The sequence below is a fragment of the Maridesulfovibrio sp. genome, assembly GCF_965230075.1.
Classification (GTDB): domain Bacteria; phylum Desulfobacterota; class Desulfovibrionia; order Desulfovibrionales; family Desulfovibrionaceae; genus Maridesulfovibrio.
The window spans coordinates 2,782,152-2,799,382 of sequence record NZ_OZ245945.1 but is presented as its reverse complement, the minus strand read 5'-3'; the positions used below and the strand labels follow the sequence as shown (position 1 = coordinate 2,799,382).

Here is a 17,231-nt window from a genome sequence, read left to right as displayed (position 1 = left end):
TTTTTAAGTTTACGCAATCTGATGTTATGCCGGAATCCTGCTTGCAGGGTTCCGGTTTTTTTATTCAAAATGGGTTGTGTTATTTTTTGTCAAAAAAAGTTTGTAAGTGAGTTATCAGTTCCTGTATCCTTGGATTAAAATCCCGGAGGATGGATCATGATTGAAATAACCGCTGCCATGCTTGGAGGGTATTTAAAAGAGGCCTACGGCTCTGGTGCAGTCCTTGTGGATTACGGGGATATCGGCTCACTGGATAAGCAGGGCATGAAGAAATTCGGATACGGCAAACCGTTGCTTGTGCTGTTCTCAGTGGATGGCGAGGAGCGGGAAACCGTTATTTCAGTCATGAAAGGGGATAATTACGGGCATCAGTTTTATTGGGACCGGGCAGCGGTACTTATGTTTCAATATGAGACTTCGTCACGCTTGCCACGTCATGTGAAGCCTATGGGGATCGGTTATATCAGCCGCAGTGGTGAGATGCGTCCTCTCAGTGAGCCGCAGGAATTTTTTATCCTCAACGAGAAGTTACAGGGGTATGATTACTTTAATGACCTGGATCGTATCCGCAATGGGTATTTCAGGGAAGAGGATAAACATAATGCTGCGGAACTTGCCGGGTGGCTGGCTCAGGTTCATTCGGTGAAAAAGAATGATTCCCATTTGTATATGCGCCGTATCCGTGATTTGATCGGTTCCAGTGAGTGCATCATGGGGCTGGTGGATGAGGCTTTTGAGCATCCGTGCGATTTTTTTTCACAAGACCGTTTTATGAATCTTGAGAAGAAGCTGATCGACTGGCGCTGGAAATTATTTCATTACAGCCACCGCCTTTGCGCAGTTCATGGTGATTTCCATCCATGGAACGTGCTTATGGGCGGTCCGGAAGGTTTCAGCGTGCTGGACCGTAGCCGAGGTGAGTGGGGGGAGCCTGCCGGTGACCTTTGCTGCATGGCAACCAATTATATTCTTTTCGGGCTTTATTCGGATGGAAGATTTTCCAGCAAGCTGCGCACTCTGTATATGACTTATATGGAAACGTATCTTGAAAAGACCGGGGATACAGAAGTCTTGCAGGTCATGGCCCCATTTTTCGTGTTCAGGGGGTTGGTCATTGCCTCTCCTGTGTGGTATCCAGATCATCCGCAGGAAGTACGGGATGCTTTGATGCGTTTTATTGAAAATGTCCTTGAGGATGAGGTTTTCGACTATGTCCAATTCGAAAGGTATATGCGTTAACAGAAACTGGGCTATTTGGATTACCGGTTTGCCCTCATGCGGTAAGAGCACCATTGCTAAAAAATTGTACGAACAATTACGTGCAGAGGGAGTGAAGGTTGTCCTGCTTTGCATGGATGAGCGCCGGAAAATTTATATTCCCAATCCTGAGTACACCTGCGACGAAAGACAGCGGGCCTATAACCTTTTTGTGGAAGATGCTATTTCAATCATGCAGTCCGGTAGATGTGTGATTATGGACGGTACTGCCCATGAAAGGTGCTGGCGCAACGATGCCCGTAAGAAGATAGAGTTTTTTGCGGAAGTGTACCTGCGCTGCCCTGTGAATATGGCCATGAAACGTGAGTCCGGGCGGCAGCAGGGGCTGGTTATGGCTGGGTTATATGAAAAGGCTCTTGAGCGGCAGCGCACCGGGAAAGAATTTATAAATCTTGGTGAAGTGATTGGAGTGGATGTTAAATTTCAGGAAGATCATAATGCCGAGTGCATTGTCGATACTTCCGGAAGAACGCCTGAGGAAACTTTTGAGGAAGTGCAGGCCTGTCTGCAAAAATGGCGCAGGATGAACGGGATTTGCTGATTTTTATTTCAAATTGTTTTAAAAGAAGTGCAGTTGCATAAAATAAACATATCAGAAGGTGTTTGTTGTGAAGAAAATTTTGCTCTCAATGTTGATGTTGCTGGTTATTGTTTGTGCTGCTGTATCTGCAGGGGCTGCTGCCGAAGATGAAATCAGGGACAAGATCACAGATGTCCTTTTTGATTATAAAGATGCTTACAATCTGCGGGATTTTGAGGCAATCCGTGCTTTGTATGCTGATAATGCGGTGGTAAAATCTTTTCCCTGTAAATCAACGGATGAATTCTTGTTTGCAAATTTCAGTGAAAGTCTGCCCCGTTGTTCATCCTATTGGTTGGAAAGTTCTTTTAAATTACGTTTGTTCAAGATCACCGAATTTAAGGTTGAGGGTAATAAATGCAGCATAAAGGTGCGTTGGGATTACCGGAGCAATGATAGTCGCGGCAAATTTAACCCTTCCTTCGAGTTTTTACTTAAGGATGGCAAATGGCTCATTGAGAAGGAAACCTACGGACGCAATGGGTAGTACATTTAATATGTTTCAGATGGAGGGGAAAACTATTGTGTTTGATAGTTTTCCCCTTTTTTATTCAGCGAAGTCCCGCATTGGAAGATTATGATAAAACAGAAAGAGAAAAGCCGTCAGGCTGCGTTGGCTATGGGCGCATTGGGAGTGGTCTTTGGTGATATCGGTACCAGTCCCCTTTATGCCATGAAAGCCTGCTTCAGCGGTCACCATGCTATTGCACTCAACCCGGCCAATGTGCTGGGGGTGCTTTCCCTGATTATCTGGTCTTTACTAATCGTGATCTGCCTGAAATATGTTACCTTCGTCATGTCTGCGGATAACGAGGGCGAGGGTGGTATCTTCGCTCTTTACGAACTGGTCAGCCATGAGGGGCAGCGTAAGTCTGCTTCTGTTATGCTTTTTGCTGCCATGATCGGCGGGGCATTGCTTTATGGAGATGGGGTTATAACTCCGGCCATTTCCGTGCTTTCCGCCATTGAAGGGCTCGATGTTGCCACCACTGCTGCCCATCAATACACCCCGCATATAGCCTGCACCATTCTATTAGCCCTATTTGCTTTTCAGAGTAGCGGTACTGATAAGATCGGGCGGCTGTTCGGCCCGGTTATGCTTGTCTGGTTTACGGTGATCGGTGCTTTCGGCTTGTTTTCCGCTGTGGGTAATCCGGAGGTGCTGCAAGCCTTCAGTCCTTACCATGCACTGAATTTTTTTGCTAAGAATGGTCTGGCCGGAACCATGGTTCTTGGGGCGGTTGTGCTCTGCGTTACCGGCGGGGAGGCTCTTTTTGCTGATATTGGCCATTTCGGGCGCAGGCCGATCACACTTGCATGGTATTTCGTTGCCCTGCCCAGTTTGTTGCTCAACTATCTGGGGCAGGGGGCTATGTTGATCGGGAATCCTAAATCAATCATTAATCCCTTCTTCAGTCTCTTTCCTGATTTTTTAATGCTGCCCATGGTTGCCTTGGCGACTTTTGCAGCAATTATTGCTTCACAGGCAATTATTTCCGGGGCCTTTTCATTGACCGCTCAGGCTGTGCATCTCGGGTTTATTCCGCGTATCCGTATTTTGCAGACTTCGGAAGAAAATCCGGGGCAGGTTTTTGTGCGCTCGGTTAATTGGGTCATGGCCGGACTGTGTATTTTTCTGGTGCTGGCTTTCGAAGGTTCGGAGCATCTGGCGGGGGCTTACGGGATCGCCATTACCGGAACCATGGTTATTACCACTTATCTGTTTTGGTTTTACCTGCGCAAAATACGCAATTGTCCGTGGATTTTTGCCGCCGTGCTGACTGGATTTTTCGCGTTGTTCGATCTTGGCTTCTTTATCATTAATTTTACCAAGATTGCCGGAGGTGGCTGGTTCCCCATACTGTTGGCCGGGTTAATTGCGTATGGCATGTATGTCTGGATTTGGGGCAGGGCCAAGCTACATAAGCGTTTGCAGGAACGCGGGCTTGAGGTTTCTGATCTGGAATCTGAAATTGAGAAGTACATGCTGGCCAAGGTCCCCGGTGAAGCCGTGTTTCTTTCCGCTTCTGAATTTATACCGCATGCTTTTTTACAGCACTTGCGTAACAACCGGGTAGTTCATGAAAAACTGGTTTTTCTGCGGGTGAATACTTCCAGCGAGCCCTATCTTGATTCGCACAAACGTATTTCCCTGAAAAATGTTGAAAAGAATATCTACTGGATGACCGTGAATTACGGTTTCATGGAAAAACCAAATCTGTCATTGGTTCTGGTGCAGTCATGGAATCAGTTGGGACTTAGCAGTACGGACAGCTATTTTTATATAGGACGAATGCTCTTGCGTTTTGACAAGGAAAATAAAAAGCGTCTGCTGCGGCGGAAGATTTTTGTCCTGCTCAGTTCTGTGTCTGAAGACCCATTGGATTACTTACGTATCCCAGCTGATAAGGTGATTACCATCGGTACAGCGATTAAAATATAAAAAAACCGGGGAAATGATTCCCCGGTTTTTTTATGAAATCTTCAATGCAAATTTATTGGGTTATTGAATGAACTCGCTCATGAAATCGTAAACAAGCTTCATCTCATCTTCCAGAACATGCAGGTTCTTTTTTGAGAGTTCCTTGTCTCCATCACGAGCACTGTATTCCAGTCGCAGGCAGGCTTCGCGAACCCTGTCTGCTCCCATGGTGGCTGCTGCGCCTTTAAGGGAGTGGGCAAGGTATTTAAGTTCATCCATTTGTCCGGCTTCAAAAGCTTCCCTGATTTTGATTACCCGTGCAGGTTCATCTCTTAGGAAAACGGCGAAAAGCTTGGTCAGGAATTCCTTTTTAGTGGAGGCCATGGAAGCCAGCCAATCCTTGTTGATTACTTCAATATTTTCCATCCAAGTAACCTAATCCAAAACATAATCTATTTCCACAATTTTCAGCCTTTAATACATAAAATGGGACGCAATCTGGCAACCTTATCAGCTATTCCGGCAGCTTGGGTTGATTCGATGATCATATCGACATCTTTGTAGGCAAGTGGGGCTTCTTCGGCAATGCCTTTGAATGATCCGGTGCGGATGGTAATACCGCGTCTGCCAAGTTCCTTCTGGATTTTGTTGCCCTTGAAGCTTTTGCGGGCTTTGGCGCGGCTCATAACCCGTCCAGCCCCATGGCAGCAGGATGAAAAAGAGATTCCAGCCGAATCTTTTGTCCCGGCAAGGATGTAGGAAGCCGTACCCATGCTGCCGCCGATGATAACCGGCTGGCCGTGTTTTTTGAATTCCTGGCCAAGTTCCGGGTGCCCCGGTCCCAATGCGCGGGTTGCGCCTTTGCGGTGCACCCATAGATTTTTCTTTTTGCCGTTAATTTTGAATTCTTCACGCTGGCAGGTGTTGTGGCTGACATCATAAAGCAGGTGCAGATCAGCCTGCGGCAGGATTTCCGCAAAGCACTCGCGCACAAGGTGGGCAATTACCTGACGGTTGGCAAGGGCGCAGTTGATACCCGCCCCCATGGCTCCGAGGTAGTCCCGGCCAAGTTCAGAATTTATGGGTGCGCAGGCAATATCCTTGTGCGGAAGTTTAATACCGAATCCGGGGGCAGCCTTGGCCATCATGGGCAGGTAATCCTTGGCTATCTGGTGACCCAGCCCCCGGGACCCGCAATGGATGCTGACCACCACATCGTCAATCCCGATGCCGAAGGCCGCAGCTTTGGCTTTATCATAAATTTCTTCCACATACTGCACTTCCAGATAGTGGTTGCCGGAGCCCAGCGAGCCCATTTGGTTTCGCATACGCTGTTTGGCCTTGAACGGTACTTTTGCCGGATCAGCGAAATCATTTCTGCCGTTACCCTCAATTCTGCCGAGGTCTTCCGGCCTTCCGAATCTCCGTCCCACAGCCCACGAAGCACCGCCGAGCAGCATTTCATCAAGCTGGTCGTCTCCAAGGATAATATCACCGCCAACCCCTGCGCCGGAAGGAATACGTTTGAAAAGCAAATCCGCAAGCTTGGCGTCGCAAGTGATCAAATCCTGCTTAGTAAGTCCGGTAGTCAGGGTGCGCACACCACAGGAAATATCAAAGCCGACACCGCCCGCGGAAATTACCCCGCGTTTCTCATCAAAAGCTCCAACTCCGCCGATAGGGAAGCCATAACCTGAATGGGCATCCGGCATAGCGCAGACCGGACCGACCACACCCGGAAGCGAGGCCACATCACGGACCTGCGAAACCGTGGTGTCGTCCAGCTCAAGGATGATGTCCTTGTTGCCGAAGAAAAGTCCGTCCACGCGCATGGGGTCATATTTTTCCATGCGCCAGCGGCAGGGTGCTTCTTGTTTGAGTAATTTGATATTCATTTTGCAATCATAAACGAAAAGGGAGATTTTAACTATTTCAAGTTAAAATCTCCCTTAAATGTTTTAGTGTAATAAATTATTACAGCTTACAAAGCTCTTCGCTGGGAATCATCCTGATGTTCTTGGACTCGAGCAGTTCGATGGCCTGATCAGTGCGGTCGAAGCGGAAGATGATTACGGCGTTGGAACCGGACTGGTGTACGAAAGCGTACATGTATTCCACGTTGATGCCGGAGCCGCGCAGCAGTTCGAGCAGGTTGTGCAGTCCGCCGGGCTGATCGTCAACTTCTACGGCAACAACGGAGGTCTTGCCTACGGTGAAGCCCGCGTCTTTGAGCACTTTCTGTGCGGTATCAAAGTCGGATACGATTACTCTCAGGATGCCGAAATCAGATGTGTCGGCAAGGGAGAGGGCGCGGATGTTGACTTTGTTTTCGGTAAGCAGACGGGTTACCTCGGCGAGTCTTCCGGCACGGTTCTCAAGGAATATGGATAGCTGGTCACATTTCATGGTGTTTCCTCGCATTTGATAGGTTCTATTGCTGGTCCTGATTACGCAGGTCGAGAATTCTCTGGGCCTTACCTACGGAACGTTCAATGGATTTGGGTTCCACAAGTTTGACTCGGGCAGTTACGCCAAGGAATTCCTTAATAGTTTTTTGTATCTTTCTTTCGAGACGCTGTAAATTTTTAATTTCATCGGAGAAGGATGCGCCGGAGATTTCGACTTTTACGGTCAGGATGTCGAGGTTGCCATCGCGTTCAACTACCAGCTGGTAATGCGGGGAGATGCCTTCGGTTTCGATGAGAATGGACTCGATCTGGGACGGGAATACGTTTACGCCGCGGATGATGAGCATGTCGTCACTGCGGCCCATGATGCGCTGCATGCGGGCGAAAGTGCGGCCGCAGCGGCAGGCGGTGTAGTTCAACCGGGTCAGGTCGCGGGTGCGGTAGCGGATAAGCGGAATGCCTTCCTTGGTCAGGGTGGTGATCACCAGTTCACCGGCTTCGCCCGGTTCTACATGCTCGCCAGTTTCGGGGTTGATAATTTCGGGCAGGAAGTGGTCTTCCATGATGTGCAACCCGTTTTGTTCCTCGGCACATTCCATAGCAACACCGGGGCCCATGATTTCGGAAAGGCCGTAGATGTCGAGGGCTTTGATCTTGAGTTTGTTTTCGATGTCGCGGCGCATGGATTCGGTCCAGGGCTCGGCACCGAAAATACCGATGCGCAGGGGCAGTTTCTCGAAATCAATGCCCATTTCCTTGCCTGTTTCGTGCAGGAACAGGGCGTAGGAGGGAGTACAGCAGATTACATCCGCGCCGAAATCCTTGAGCAGCATGATCTGGCGTCTGGTTCCGCCTCCGGAAACAGGGATGATGGTAGCGCCCAGTGCTTCAGCACCGTAATGCGCGCCGAGGCCCCCGGTGAACAGGCCATATCCGTATGCGTTGTGGATGCTGTCTTCAGGAGTAGCGCCGGCAATGGCGAAGGAACGGGCCATCAGGTCCGCCCAGTTTTTGATGTCACGCTTGGTATAGCCGACAACAGTCGCTTTACCGGTGGTGCCGGAAGAGGAGTGAATGCGGACGATGTTCTCGCGGGAAACAGCAAAAAGGCCGAAGGGGTAGTGGTTACGCAGGTCCTGCTTTTCAGTGAAAGGCAGTCTGGTCAGGTCGGAAAGGGAGTTGATATCTTTGGGTTCGATGCCCAGTTCCTTGAACTTGTTGGTGTAAAAAGGAACGTTGGCATAAACACGCTCGCAAAGCTGTTTAAGACGTCTGAGCTGTAATTCCTCCAGCTCTTCCCTCGGCATTGTTTCCTTGTCTACGTCGAAGATCATCGCTTGCCTCCTGATATGGCTGATCCCGGTACAGGGTTTAAGTTACAAAATAAAAAAAGGCCACGGGGTTTGCGCCCGTGGCCCGGTAAACTCTCAGTAAGTGTATTTTTCCATAACCACGGGATGACTATATTTCAGTCCTAAAAAAGAAAAAAAAGAAAAAGGAAAAAAAGTCGTGGTTATGCATAGCGATTCATATCGCATAAGTGGTTGCCCACCGTCAACAATTCATTGAAATTTGTTGATTCTTTGTTCGTATTCGAAAATAATTTTCACAATTGAAAATGATTTAAAAGTCCGCTATAGATAGATTGCGTAGCGGACGTAAATTCTCTATATAATCATATTGTACTTTGGACGAAATGTGAGAACTGCGTCTGGCCGGGAGTAACGGACCTCCGGCACGCAGGGGTGTTAAACCCTTTATTCCCGCTGTTTGCGGTCCGAATTCAAGCGCGTTTTCCGAAAGGGAAGACGCCGGTTAATTAAACCAAAAGAATGAAAACTAAAGAAAAGAAATTTAAACAGATCGATACTAAGGATAAAGTTCAGCTTGTTGCTGAATGGTTGGATGAAAAACAGGCCAGTGAAATTTCCGCTGTAGACGTACAGGGAATCTGCCCCATTGCTGAAGTGGTGATGGTTGCAGGAGCAAAAGGTGTGCGCCATGCACAGGCTCTGGCTGATTTCGTTCTGGAGCAGCTTTCTAAAGACAATATCGAATACCTCGGTATGGAAGGCTACAAAACCGGAGACTGGATCCTCCTCGATCTGAACGATATTATCGTACACATTTTTCAGGAAGATAACCGCGGTTTTTACAACGTGGAAGGTCTCTGGTCCGAAGGCACCAGAATGGATTTAAATCTCAAGCCGCAGGATTAAATCTGCGCAAGGAATAGAAACATGTCTCAACAAACCGGTGCTCCTTCCGTTCTGCTTATTCTGGACGGTTGGGGAATTGCCCCTGAAGGTAAAGGCAACGCAGTCAAACTTGCCAACACTCCCGTTCTGGACGGGCTGATGGAAAGCTGTCCCCGGACCCAGCTTAAATGTGCTGGCCGTGCGGTGGGGCTTCCCGACGGATTCATGGGTAACTCCGAGGTAGGTCACACCAACATCGGAGCTGGACGGGTTGTTTATCAGGACATGACCCGCATTGACATTGCCATTGAGAAGCATGAACTGGCCGCCAACGAGGCTATCAGCAATCTCATGGATAATGTCAAAGCTGTGGACGGACGTCTGCACTACATGGGCCTGCTTTCCGATGGCGGTGTGCATTCTCACATAAATCATCTTTTTTCTTTGATTGAAGTTGCCAAGGATGCCGGGGTCAAGGAAATCTTTGTTCATGCGTTCATGGATGGCCGTGATACTTCCCCCACCAGCGGTAAAGGCTACATGCAGCAGCTGGTGGACAAGATGGCTGAAATCGGGGCCGGTAAAGTGGCCTCTATTTCCGGTCGTTATTACTCCATGGACCGTGACAAGCACTACGAGCGCAACGAGCTTTCCTACAAGGCTCTGGTTCTTGGTGAAGGTCAGGAAGTTTCTGATCCGGTCAAGGGAGTTGAGGAAGCTTACGCTGCTGAAGAGACTGATGAATTCATCAAGCCCCGCCTTGTTTCCGGCGTTGACGGAACCCTCAAGGACGGCGACGGTGTCTTCTTCTTCAACTTCCGTGCAGACCGTGCCCGCCAGCTTTGCCGGGTGCTTGCAGTGAAAGATTTCAGCGAATTTGATCGTCCCAAGACTCCTGAGCTCTGCGACTTTGTGACCATGACTCAGTACGAGTCTGATTTCACTTTCCCCAATGCTTTCCCTCCGCTGAATATCAGCAACCCCATCGGGGAGGTTGTTGCGGATAACGGACTGAAGCAGTTGCGCATTGCCGAGACTGAGAAATACGCTCACGTAACTTATTTCATGAACGGCGGACGCGAAGAGCCCTTCGAAGGTGAAGATCGTATCCTCGTGCCTTCTCCGCGTGAAGTTGCTACTTACGACCTCAAGCCGCAGATGAGTGCTGAGGAAGTAACTGAAAAGCTGATAGAGGCACTGCCGAAGTATTCGCTTTGCATCTGCAACCTTGCCAACCTCGACATGGTCGGACATTCCGGCATCATTCCCGCAGCGATCAAGGCGTGCGAGACTGTTGATGCTTGCGTAGGTAAGATTGTTGAAGCTGTTAAGGCACAGGGCGGAGTGATCATGCTGACTGCCGACCACGGCAATGCCGAGGAAATGATTGACGCCAACGGCGGCCCCCAGACAGCACACAGCCTGAACAACGTACCGCTGGTATTCATCGGTGAAGCGTTTGAAGGAGTGACTCCAGCAGAAGGGGCGCTTTGCGACATCGCACCCACAATTTTGAATCACATGGGCATTTCCGTTCCCGAAGAAATGACCGGTAAAGACCTTTTGAAAGGATAATTGATGTCTGAATCCCGTAAACCTTTATCTCCGGTCAAGCCTAGCGGGATGGAGATAATTTTTATGTTTCCCTGCCCGTTCTGTGGCCGGGAAGTGCCTTACATCGCACCGACTCAGCCAGCAATGGCAACCTGCGATGCCTGCCGCCGGAATTTTCCAATAGTTCCGGTGGATGAAAAGATCATCAGGTTTTACAAAACCATGCTTGAGAACGGCAAGGCCGCTGTTGATCCTGATTTTTTTTAGGCTCTAGTAAATATTAAGTGATAAAAGAGCTTTCTGCGTGAGCAGGAAGCTCTTTTTTTGTGTCTGTTGCGGACCTGAGTTTTCTGATTCAGGTCCGGGATGACGGATAAATTGAAAGTGTCAGGGATAATAGTCGTTTTGAATCATGGGGATTCAGGGCAGATCCTGAAACTTTTAATTTAGGAGGTATTTGTATGTCCTACGATTTTCAAAAGGAGAGTTGGCCACGAACACCACAGACCGGAACAGGCGCAAACCTGTTTGACGAATTTGAACGCGATAATGTTGAGTTCAATAGTGGAGAGGCTGTCCGTGTAGCTTCGTTCACAGTGCCGGGAACATCAGAGCCGTTCTCAGAGTTGACCACTGTGCAGGATGAAAACGGGCGCATTGACGAGCGACAGATTGCATTTGAAAATTTTAATCAGGATCTGAAATACGAATATGATGACGGAGGCAGGCTGCACAAAGTCTGGAGTGGTGAAAGGCTGATTGAAGAATATTTATATGGAGAATTCGGTGAGCGTTATTTCGGGGCCACCGCGCGCATGCCGCAGCGCACTTTTCGTTATGGTCCGGGGGTGCGCTTGGAAAAGGCTGGGAATGTGAAATATTTCTATGATGAACATGGTCGTCTGAGCAAGAAACAGCATGGCTCGGAAGTAACCGAATTCAGCTATCATCATTCCGGTCAGTTGGAGCAGGTGGCTTTGCCGGATGGTAAGCAGATCAGCTACACCATTGATCCAGAAGGCATGCGTATCGCAAAATCTATCAATGGTAAGATGGTGGAAAGTTATCTTTGGCATGATTTCATTTCCCTTGCAGTTGTGGCTGATAATTACGGCAACCGCAAAGAGTTTGCATACGATGAAGACGGCGATCCTATTGCCATGCGCTTCAACGAAAATATGTATTATTTCGCTGCCGATCAGGTAGGAACTATTTATATAGTTGCTAATGACGGGGGAATTGAGGTAAAGCGGATTATCCGCGATTCGTTTGGAAATAAGATTGTCGATACTAATGAGCGTATGGAGATTCCGCTCGGTTTTGCTGCCGGGTTGTATGACAAAGACACCGGGTTGGTTCATTTCGGATCTCGTGAATACGATCCTTCCATCGGGCGTTTCATAACACCTGATCCGCTGGGGTTGGCTGGCGGTGATGTGGATGCTTATGGGTATTGTGCTGATGATCCGGTGAATTTTATTGATCGGGTCGGGTTGCAGGATGAGAGTGAAAAGGGGGATGGTGGGACAAGCGGAAGTAAATCTTCGTCTGGAGCCACCAGTGCCAAGTCCGATAATTCTGGTAGTAGATCATCAACTTCTAATGGCTACTCTGGAGGAGATTTCGGTCCGGGCTATAACGGAACAAGTGGAAGTGCCTACGGTCCTACAAGTGGAGGTTGGGGGTACAATACCGATCCGGGAGGGTCGCACTACAATGGAGATAATAGCCTTGGCGGTGAAGGGCAAAATAGAAATGCGCGAAAAGGTGGCCAAAATGTGCAGAATAATAAGCACTTTGAGACACAAAACCAGCAAGCTCTGGATCACCTGAATCAATCCGGTGCACTGGCAGGAAAGAAAGCGGATCAAGCCGCTCAAGGGTTGGCGCAAAAGCAGGCGCAACTTAATGCTACAGAGCAAGCGAAGAAGGATCGTAAGGCTGCGAATGAAGCACGACTTGATAAGCAACGGCGTGCTTCCCTTGTTAACAAAAAGGATAAAGGCTTTTTTGCAACAGTTTCCGACGTTGCCGATGGCGTTGGCGAGGCTATGGAAGAAAGTTGGGAAGCAGCAGGTAAGGCCGTTGCAAAAACAGTTGATACTCTTCAAGGTGATGAGAAGAATGCTATGAAGTTTGCGGGTTATGTGAGTCCTGAAAAGCAGGATTTTTACAATACTATGATGGATTATACTAAAAAAGCAGCAATAAATGGAGTGAGAAAAGGAGCTAAACAATATAGTGCGGTAGGGGCGCTGTTGGCACCTGTAACTGGAGCAGCGGGCATGCTAACAGGAACACTTATAGGTATAAATAATATGAACAAAAAACGATAAGATGTAGTTATATGAGTTTTTTCGAATTTAATGTTGTTTTTTTTGTGATAGATTTTGCGGTACTTTATTTTTATATAAAAATAATTAAATGCCCTAAATGTGAGAATATTTCAAAGGCTGTAACGTATAAAGAAATGGGCATGTCCGGTTTAGCCTTAATTTTTGCTTGGATTGCATATGATTTGTATTATGGCAAATCAGTAGAAATTTTGGGATATAGTCTATTGATCCTTAGCGATGTCTATTTGTTTCTGTATAAGGATACATTCTATTGTCGTCATTGCATGAAAGGTATTCCATTCAGTGAAGAAGATATCATCAAATAATCCTTACCCCCCGAACTTCGGTTCGGGGGCTATTCTGATCTCCAATCTCCCGCCGAAACCCACCCTCGCACGCTTTACCATCATATATATATAGCGTATGAGCCGGGTATGAAATTTACAGTACTAACATTCGGATGTCAGATGAACGTTCACGATTCAGACTGGCTGATCCGGGCCATGGAGAGCCGTGGCTGGACAGCTGTTGAAGAATCTGAAGCAGATATATTTATTATTAACACCTGTTCCGTGCGCGAAAAGCCGGAACAGAAAGTCTATAGCGTGCTGGGACGATTGGCCCCGCTGTGTAAAAAATCCGGCGGATTTGTTGCGGTGGGCGGCTGTGTTGCGCAGCAGATCGGTGACGGCTTCCTTGAAAAGTTCCCGCACGTACGTCTTGTTTTCGGCAGTGACGGTATTGCACAGGCCCCGGACGCGCTGGTTGAGCTTGCCGCTGACCATGAAAAGCGGCTGGTGCTCACCGATTTTCTGGGCGACTACCCGGAACGCGAGGGCGGCGAAGTGCAGCCCAATGCGGATCTGATCCCTCCGGGTATCGGCACTATTCCCGGTCAGGCTTTTGTTAATATCATGCAGGGCTGCGATAACTTTTGCGCCTATTGCATTGTACCATATACCCGCGGTCGTCAGAAATCCCGTTCTTCCGAGGCAGTGATTAAAGAGTGCGAACATCTGGTTAAATCCGGTGTCCGTGAAATCTGTCTTCTGGGCCAGAACGTGAACAGCTTCGGTATAGACAAGAAGGGCGAGGATATCTCCTTCGCGGAGCTGCTTTACAAGATTTCCGCCATTGAAGGGCTGGAGCGTATCCGTTTCACCACTTCCCATCCCAAGGACATTGCCCCTGAGGTGATCAAGGCTTTCGGTGAGCTGCCTAATTTGTGCCCGAGCCTGCACCTGCCTGTGCAGTCCGGCTCTGATCGTATCCTGAAGAAGATGGGCCGCAAATATGACCGTGAACGTTATCTGGGAATTGTTGCAGGATTGAAAGAAGCCTGTCCGAATATCTCCCTGACCACAGACTTGATTGTGGGCTTTCCCGGCGAGACTGATGAAGATTTTGAGCAGACCATGGATATGTTGGAAAAGGTGCGCTACGAAAGCAGCTTTTCTTTCAAATACTCAGACCGTCCGGGCGTTGCGGCAGTAAAAATGAAGCCAAAAGTTCCCGAGGATGTGGCCCAAGCACGTCTAGCCCGCTTGCAGGAAAGGCAAAAGCGTATTACTAGAGAAAGTCTAGAAGCTTTAGAAGGCAGCGAGACCGTGGTCCTGCTGGAACGCCTTAGTAAGAGACAGGAAGAAGGCGGAATGACATGGCGCGGTAAAGATCCGGGAGGCCGGGTGGTCAATGTTCACTTTGAGGGGTATGATGAAGAGCAGAAGCTCGGAGGCAAACAGGTAAAGGTGAAGATTACCGAAGCCAAGAATCATTCCCTCGTCGGGGCAAAGGTGGGAGAGCCATGGTAGAAATGCAGGTTTACGGTCTGGCGGTGGAAAATGATACCGAGACCCCGGTTTTGGTATTGAAAAGCGAGGAACTGGGCGTGGTCCTGCCTATCTGGATAGGGGCCATGGAGGCCATGGCGATTTCGCTGGTACTCAATGAAGTTTCCTTTCCCCGGCCCATGACCCACGATCTGCTTTTATCCACCATTGCCACCTTTGGTGGTGAGATTGTGTCTGTTGATATCGTTGATATCGAGCAGGGTACTTTTTATGCCGAGATCATGGTCCGCAAGGACGGTGAGCTGGTGGCTATTGATTCCCGTCCATCCGATGCAGTTGCTCTGGCTGTACGTGCCGACTGTCCGGTCCGTGTTGCCCAAAAGGTTATTGATGTGGCCGGGACCAAGGATATTGAAGAAAAAGTTGAGGAAAATTCCGGCTGGGAAGATGATCTCGAAGGACTTTCCCCTGATGACTTTAAATATAAAATGTAGGGCAATCCGATGATAGATTTCCACACTCATACTGTGTTCAGTGACGGGGAACTTATCCCTGCGGAATTGGCAAGGCGGGCCAAGGTTGCGGGGTACCGTGCCCTGGCTATGACCGACCATGCCGATTCCAGCAACATTGATATTATTCTTGAAAATGTTCGCAGATTTGCAAAGAATCACGGCCACTATTTTGATATTGACGTTTTTGCCGGAGTGGAACTGACTCACGTTCCTCCGGGGCTGATCGGGGAAATGACTGAATATGCCCGTAAAGCCGGAGCCCAGATTGTGGTCTGTCATGGTGAGACCATTGTGGAGCCTGTTGCTGAAGGTACAAACCTCGCCGCAATCGAGGCCAAGGTGGATGTGCTGGCTCACCCAGGTATGATTACCGATGTGGAAGTGAAGCTGGCTGCTGAGTATGGAGTCTGTCTGGAGATTACCACCCGCAAGGGACACAGCCTGACCAACGGGCATGTGGCGGCACTGGCGCGTAAGTACAGGGCCAAACTGGTCATCAATAACGATGCCCACGCGCCCGGTGATCTGGTCGGTTTGGATATGCGCCGTAAGGTCGCCCTTGGCGCTGGTCTCAGTCTTGAAGAATACGCACAGGCCGAGGAAAATTCCCGCGAAATGGTTCAGAAGATAATGAAACGTTCCTAGGCGGCAGCATGGACAACCGTAAATCCGGTATAGAGCAGGCAGCGCAGCTGATAACAAAAGCACGTTGCGCCATTGCTTTGACCGGGGCGGGGATGTCCGTTGCCAGTGGTATTCCTGATTTCCGCAGCCCGGGCGGGCTGTGGTCCAAGCATGATCCGGAAAAGGTGGCTTCCATCCGGGCTTTGCAGGTTGATCCTGTAACGGTTTGGAAGTTTTTGCTTGAAGCAGACTCCATGCTTAAAAGTGCCGAACCTAATGCAGGACATAAGGGGCTGGCCCAACTGGAAAAAGACGGATACCTGCAGGGTGTGATCACCCAGAATATTGATGGTTTGCATCAGCGGGCCGGATCGGTGAACGTTATTGAATTTCATGGCAATTGCAGTGATTTTTACTGTATGGAGTGCTTTGCTCCATTTCCTGCCGAGCGGATACATGCCGGGATTGAGCTTCCGGTACGCTGTCCGCAATGTTCCGGGGTAGTCAGGCCGGATCTGGTTTTCTTCGGGGAACAGATTCCGACTGAAGTCTACAAGGCGGCCTTTGAGTTTGCCGACCAGTCTGATCTGGTCATTGTAGCCGGAACATCCGGTGGCGTTGTCCCTGCCAGCCTGATCCCACCGAGGATACAGGAGGCCGGGGGATTAATTATCGAGATAAATAAGGCTCCGTCCGCTTATTCGTCGTTTAGTGACGTATTCATTCAAGGCGCGGCGGAAGAAGTTCTGCCTGCCATTGTGCAGAGCTTAAGCTGAAATAATTTATTTTAAAAGGTGCGGTGACGTATGGATTTTTTACCTCAGGGCGGAATTTTTGCGATGCTTGATCAGGCCACAGTTGTGGTCAAATGTGTGCTTGGCTTGCTTGCTGCCATGTCCCTCTGGAGCTGGACAATCATCTTCTGGAAACTGATCTCTCTTGGTCGGGCAAGAACCTTGATTCTCAAGGGTAACAAAATTATGGAAGAGGCAGATTCTCTTTCTTCCGGCCTGACTGAAATCAGCAAGACCGAAGCCTCTCCCCTGAACCGGATTGGAACCGCAGCGGTAAAAGAATACCGGGTGCTGGAAAAATCTGCGGTCAGTGCCAGCCATAAGCGCCGTCTGATCAAGGATACCCTGCGCCGTATCCTGCGCCGTAAGGTCAGCTCTGAATTGAAGAAGCTGACATCTTCCCTTTCTTTTCTTGCAACCTGTGCCAACGGTGCTCCCTTTATCGGTCTTTTCGGTACCGTCTGGGGGATTATGAATTCTTTTCATGCTATCGGTTCTGCTAAATCCGCTGCGCTGGCAGCTGTTGCTCCCGGTATCTCCGAAGCTTTGGTTGCTACCGCCATCGGTCTCGGTGTCGCTATCCCCGCAACTATCTTCTACAACTTTTTCCTCGGTGTGCTGAACGGCATTGAGACTGAACTGGTCAACTTTGCGGGAACCTTCCTCAACCGTGTGGAACGTGAAGTCTCTTGGGTCGAGCCTTCCGGCAAAAGCTCCACAGAGGAGTAATGT

The 17,231-nt window shown here is 49.0% G+C and carries 18 protein-coding genes; 14 read left to right on the top strand and 4 right to left on the bottom strand.

Annotation, left to right across the window (positions count from 1 at the left end; all coding sequences use genetic code 11):
• Positions 1–156: 156 nt before the first annotated feature.
• From ACO05Z_RS12770 to ACO05Z_RS12755, 4 genes are all read left to right on the top strand, one after another.
• Positions 157–1,239 carry a phosphotransferase family protein gene (locus tag ACO05Z_RS12770; RefSeq protein WP_421902567.1) on the top strand — a complete coding sequence of 361 codons (1,083 nt, stop codon included), beginning with the start codon at positions 157–159 and terminating at the stop codon, positions 1,237–1,239.
• Positions 1,211–1,819: an adenylyl-sulfate kinase gene (locus tag ACO05Z_RS12765; RefSeq protein WP_421902566.1), complete on the top strand. Its 609-nt coding sequence runs from the start codon at positions 1,211–1,213 to the stop codon at positions 1,817–1,819. The genes ACO05Z_RS12770 and ACO05Z_RS12765 overlap by 29 nt, the downstream gene beginning before the upstream one ends.
• 67 nt (positions 1,820–1,886) lie before the next feature.
• Complete coding sequence (locus tag ACO05Z_RS12760; RefSeq protein WP_421902565.1) at positions 1,887–2,345, top strand: nuclear transport factor 2 family protein; 459 nt, start codon at positions 1,887–1,889, stop codon at positions 2,343–2,345.
• A gap of 90 nt (positions 2,346–2,435) precedes the next feature.
• Complete coding sequence (locus tag ACO05Z_RS12755; protein WP_421902564.1) at positions 2,436–4,301, top strand: potassium transporter Kup; 1,866 nt, start codon at positions 2,436–2,438, stop codon at positions 4,299–4,301.
• Between the two features lie 60 nt (positions 4,302–4,361).
• Here ACO05Z_RS12755 and ACO05Z_RS12750 read toward each other — a convergent pair whose 3' ends face one another.
• From ACO05Z_RS12750 to ACO05Z_RS12735, 4 genes are all read right to left on the bottom strand, one after another.
• Positions 4,362–4,706 carry an Hpt domain-containing protein gene (locus tag ACO05Z_RS12750; RefSeq protein ID WP_421902563.1) on the bottom strand — a complete coding sequence of 115 codons (345 nt, stop codon included), beginning with the start codon at positions 4,704–4,706 and terminating at the stop codon, positions 4,362–4,364.
• A 41-nt stretch (positions 4,707–4,747) separates the two neighbouring features.
• Positions 4,748–6,175 carry an RtcB family protein gene (locus ACO05Z_RS12745; RefSeq protein ID WP_421902562.1) on the bottom strand — a complete coding sequence of 476 codons (1,428 nt, stop codon included), beginning with the start codon at positions 6,173–6,175 and terminating at the stop codon, positions 4,748–4,750.
• A gap of 79 nt (positions 6,176–6,254) precedes the next feature.
• Positions 6,255–6,686 carry an ACT domain-containing protein gene (locus tag ACO05Z_RS12740; RefSeq protein WP_421902561.1) on the bottom strand — a complete coding sequence of 144 codons (432 nt, stop codon included), beginning with the start codon at positions 6,684–6,686 and terminating at the stop codon, positions 6,255–6,257.
• 25 nt (positions 6,687–6,711) lie between these two features.
• Complete coding sequence (locus tag ACO05Z_RS12735; protein ID WP_421902560.1) at positions 6,712–8,022, bottom strand: phenylacetate--CoA ligase family protein; 1,311 nt, start codon at positions 8,020–8,022, stop codon at positions 6,712–6,714.
• 498 nt (positions 8,023–8,520) lie between these two features.
• On the opposite strand from ACO05Z_RS12735, the gene rsfS reads away from it, so the two are divergent.
• The 10 genes from rsfS (at position 8,521) to ACO05Z_RS12685 (ending at position 17,228) form a co-directional block, all read left to right on the top strand.
• The gene (gene rsfS, locus ACO05Z_RS12730) at positions 8,521–8,907 is read left to right on the top strand and encodes a ribosome silencing factor (RefSeq protein ID WP_421902559.1); all 387 of its coding nucleotides are present in this window, start codon (positions 8,521–8,523) and stop codon (positions 8,905–8,907) included.
• 21 nt (positions 8,908–8,928) lie between these two features.
• Positions 8,929–10,461 carry a 2,3-bisphosphoglycerate-independent phosphoglycerate mutase gene (gpmI, locus tag ACO05Z_RS12725; RefSeq protein WP_421902558.1) on the top strand — a complete coding sequence of 511 codons (1,533 nt, stop codon included), beginning with the start codon at positions 8,929–8,931 and terminating at the stop codon, positions 10,459–10,461.
• A 3-nt stretch (positions 10,462–10,464) separates the two neighbouring features.
• Positions 10,465–10,707, top strand: a complete 243-nt coding sequence (locus ACO05Z_RS12720; protein ID WP_015852362.1) for a hypothetical protein — start codon at positions 10,465–10,467, stop codon at positions 10,705–10,707.
• 194 nt (positions 10,708–10,901) lie between these two features.
• The gene (locus ACO05Z_RS12715; RefSeq protein WP_421902557.1) at positions 10,902–12,776 is read left to right on the top strand and encodes an RHS repeat domain-containing protein; all 1,875 of its coding nucleotides are present in this window, start codon (positions 10,902–10,904) and stop codon (positions 12,774–12,776) included.
• Positions 12,777–12,787: 11 nt separating this feature from the next.
• A complete protein-coding gene (locus ACO05Z_RS12710) occupies positions 12,788–13,102 on the top strand; it encodes a hypothetical protein (protein WP_421902556.1) in 315 nt (104 codons plus the stop codon).
• A 108-nt stretch (positions 13,103–13,210) separates the two neighbouring features.
• The gene (miaB, locus tag ACO05Z_RS12705) at positions 13,211–14,587 is read left to right on the top strand and encodes a tRNA (N6-isopentenyl adenosine(37)-C2)-methylthiotransferase MiaB (RefSeq protein ID WP_421902555.1); all 1,377 of its coding nucleotides are present in this window, start codon (positions 13,211–13,213) and stop codon (positions 14,585–14,587) included.
• Entirely contained in the window at positions 14,581–15,060 is a 480-nt protein-coding gene (locus ACO05Z_RS12700) for a bifunctional nuclease family protein (protein ID WP_421902554.1), read from the top strand. Before miaB ends, ACO05Z_RS12700 begins: the two co-directional genes overlap by 7 nt.
• Before the next feature lie 9 nt (positions 15,061–15,069).
• Positions 15,070–15,726, top strand: a complete 657-nt coding sequence (locus ACO05Z_RS12695) for a histidinol phosphate phosphatase domain-containing protein (protein ID WP_421902553.1) — start codon at positions 15,070–15,072, stop codon at positions 15,724–15,726.
• Positions 15,727–15,734: 8 nt separating this feature from the next.
• Complete coding sequence (locus tag ACO05Z_RS12690; protein WP_421902552.1) at positions 15,735–16,481, top strand: SIR2 family NAD-dependent protein deacylase; 747 nt, start codon at positions 15,735–15,737, stop codon at positions 16,479–16,481.
• 30 nt (positions 16,482–16,511) lie between these two features.
• A complete protein-coding gene (locus ACO05Z_RS12685; RefSeq protein ID WP_421902551.1) occupies positions 16,512–17,228 on the top strand; it encodes a MotA/TolQ/ExbB proton channel family protein in 717 nt (238 codons plus the stop codon).
• The last annotated feature ends 3 nt before the right edge of the window (positions 17,229–17,231 follow it).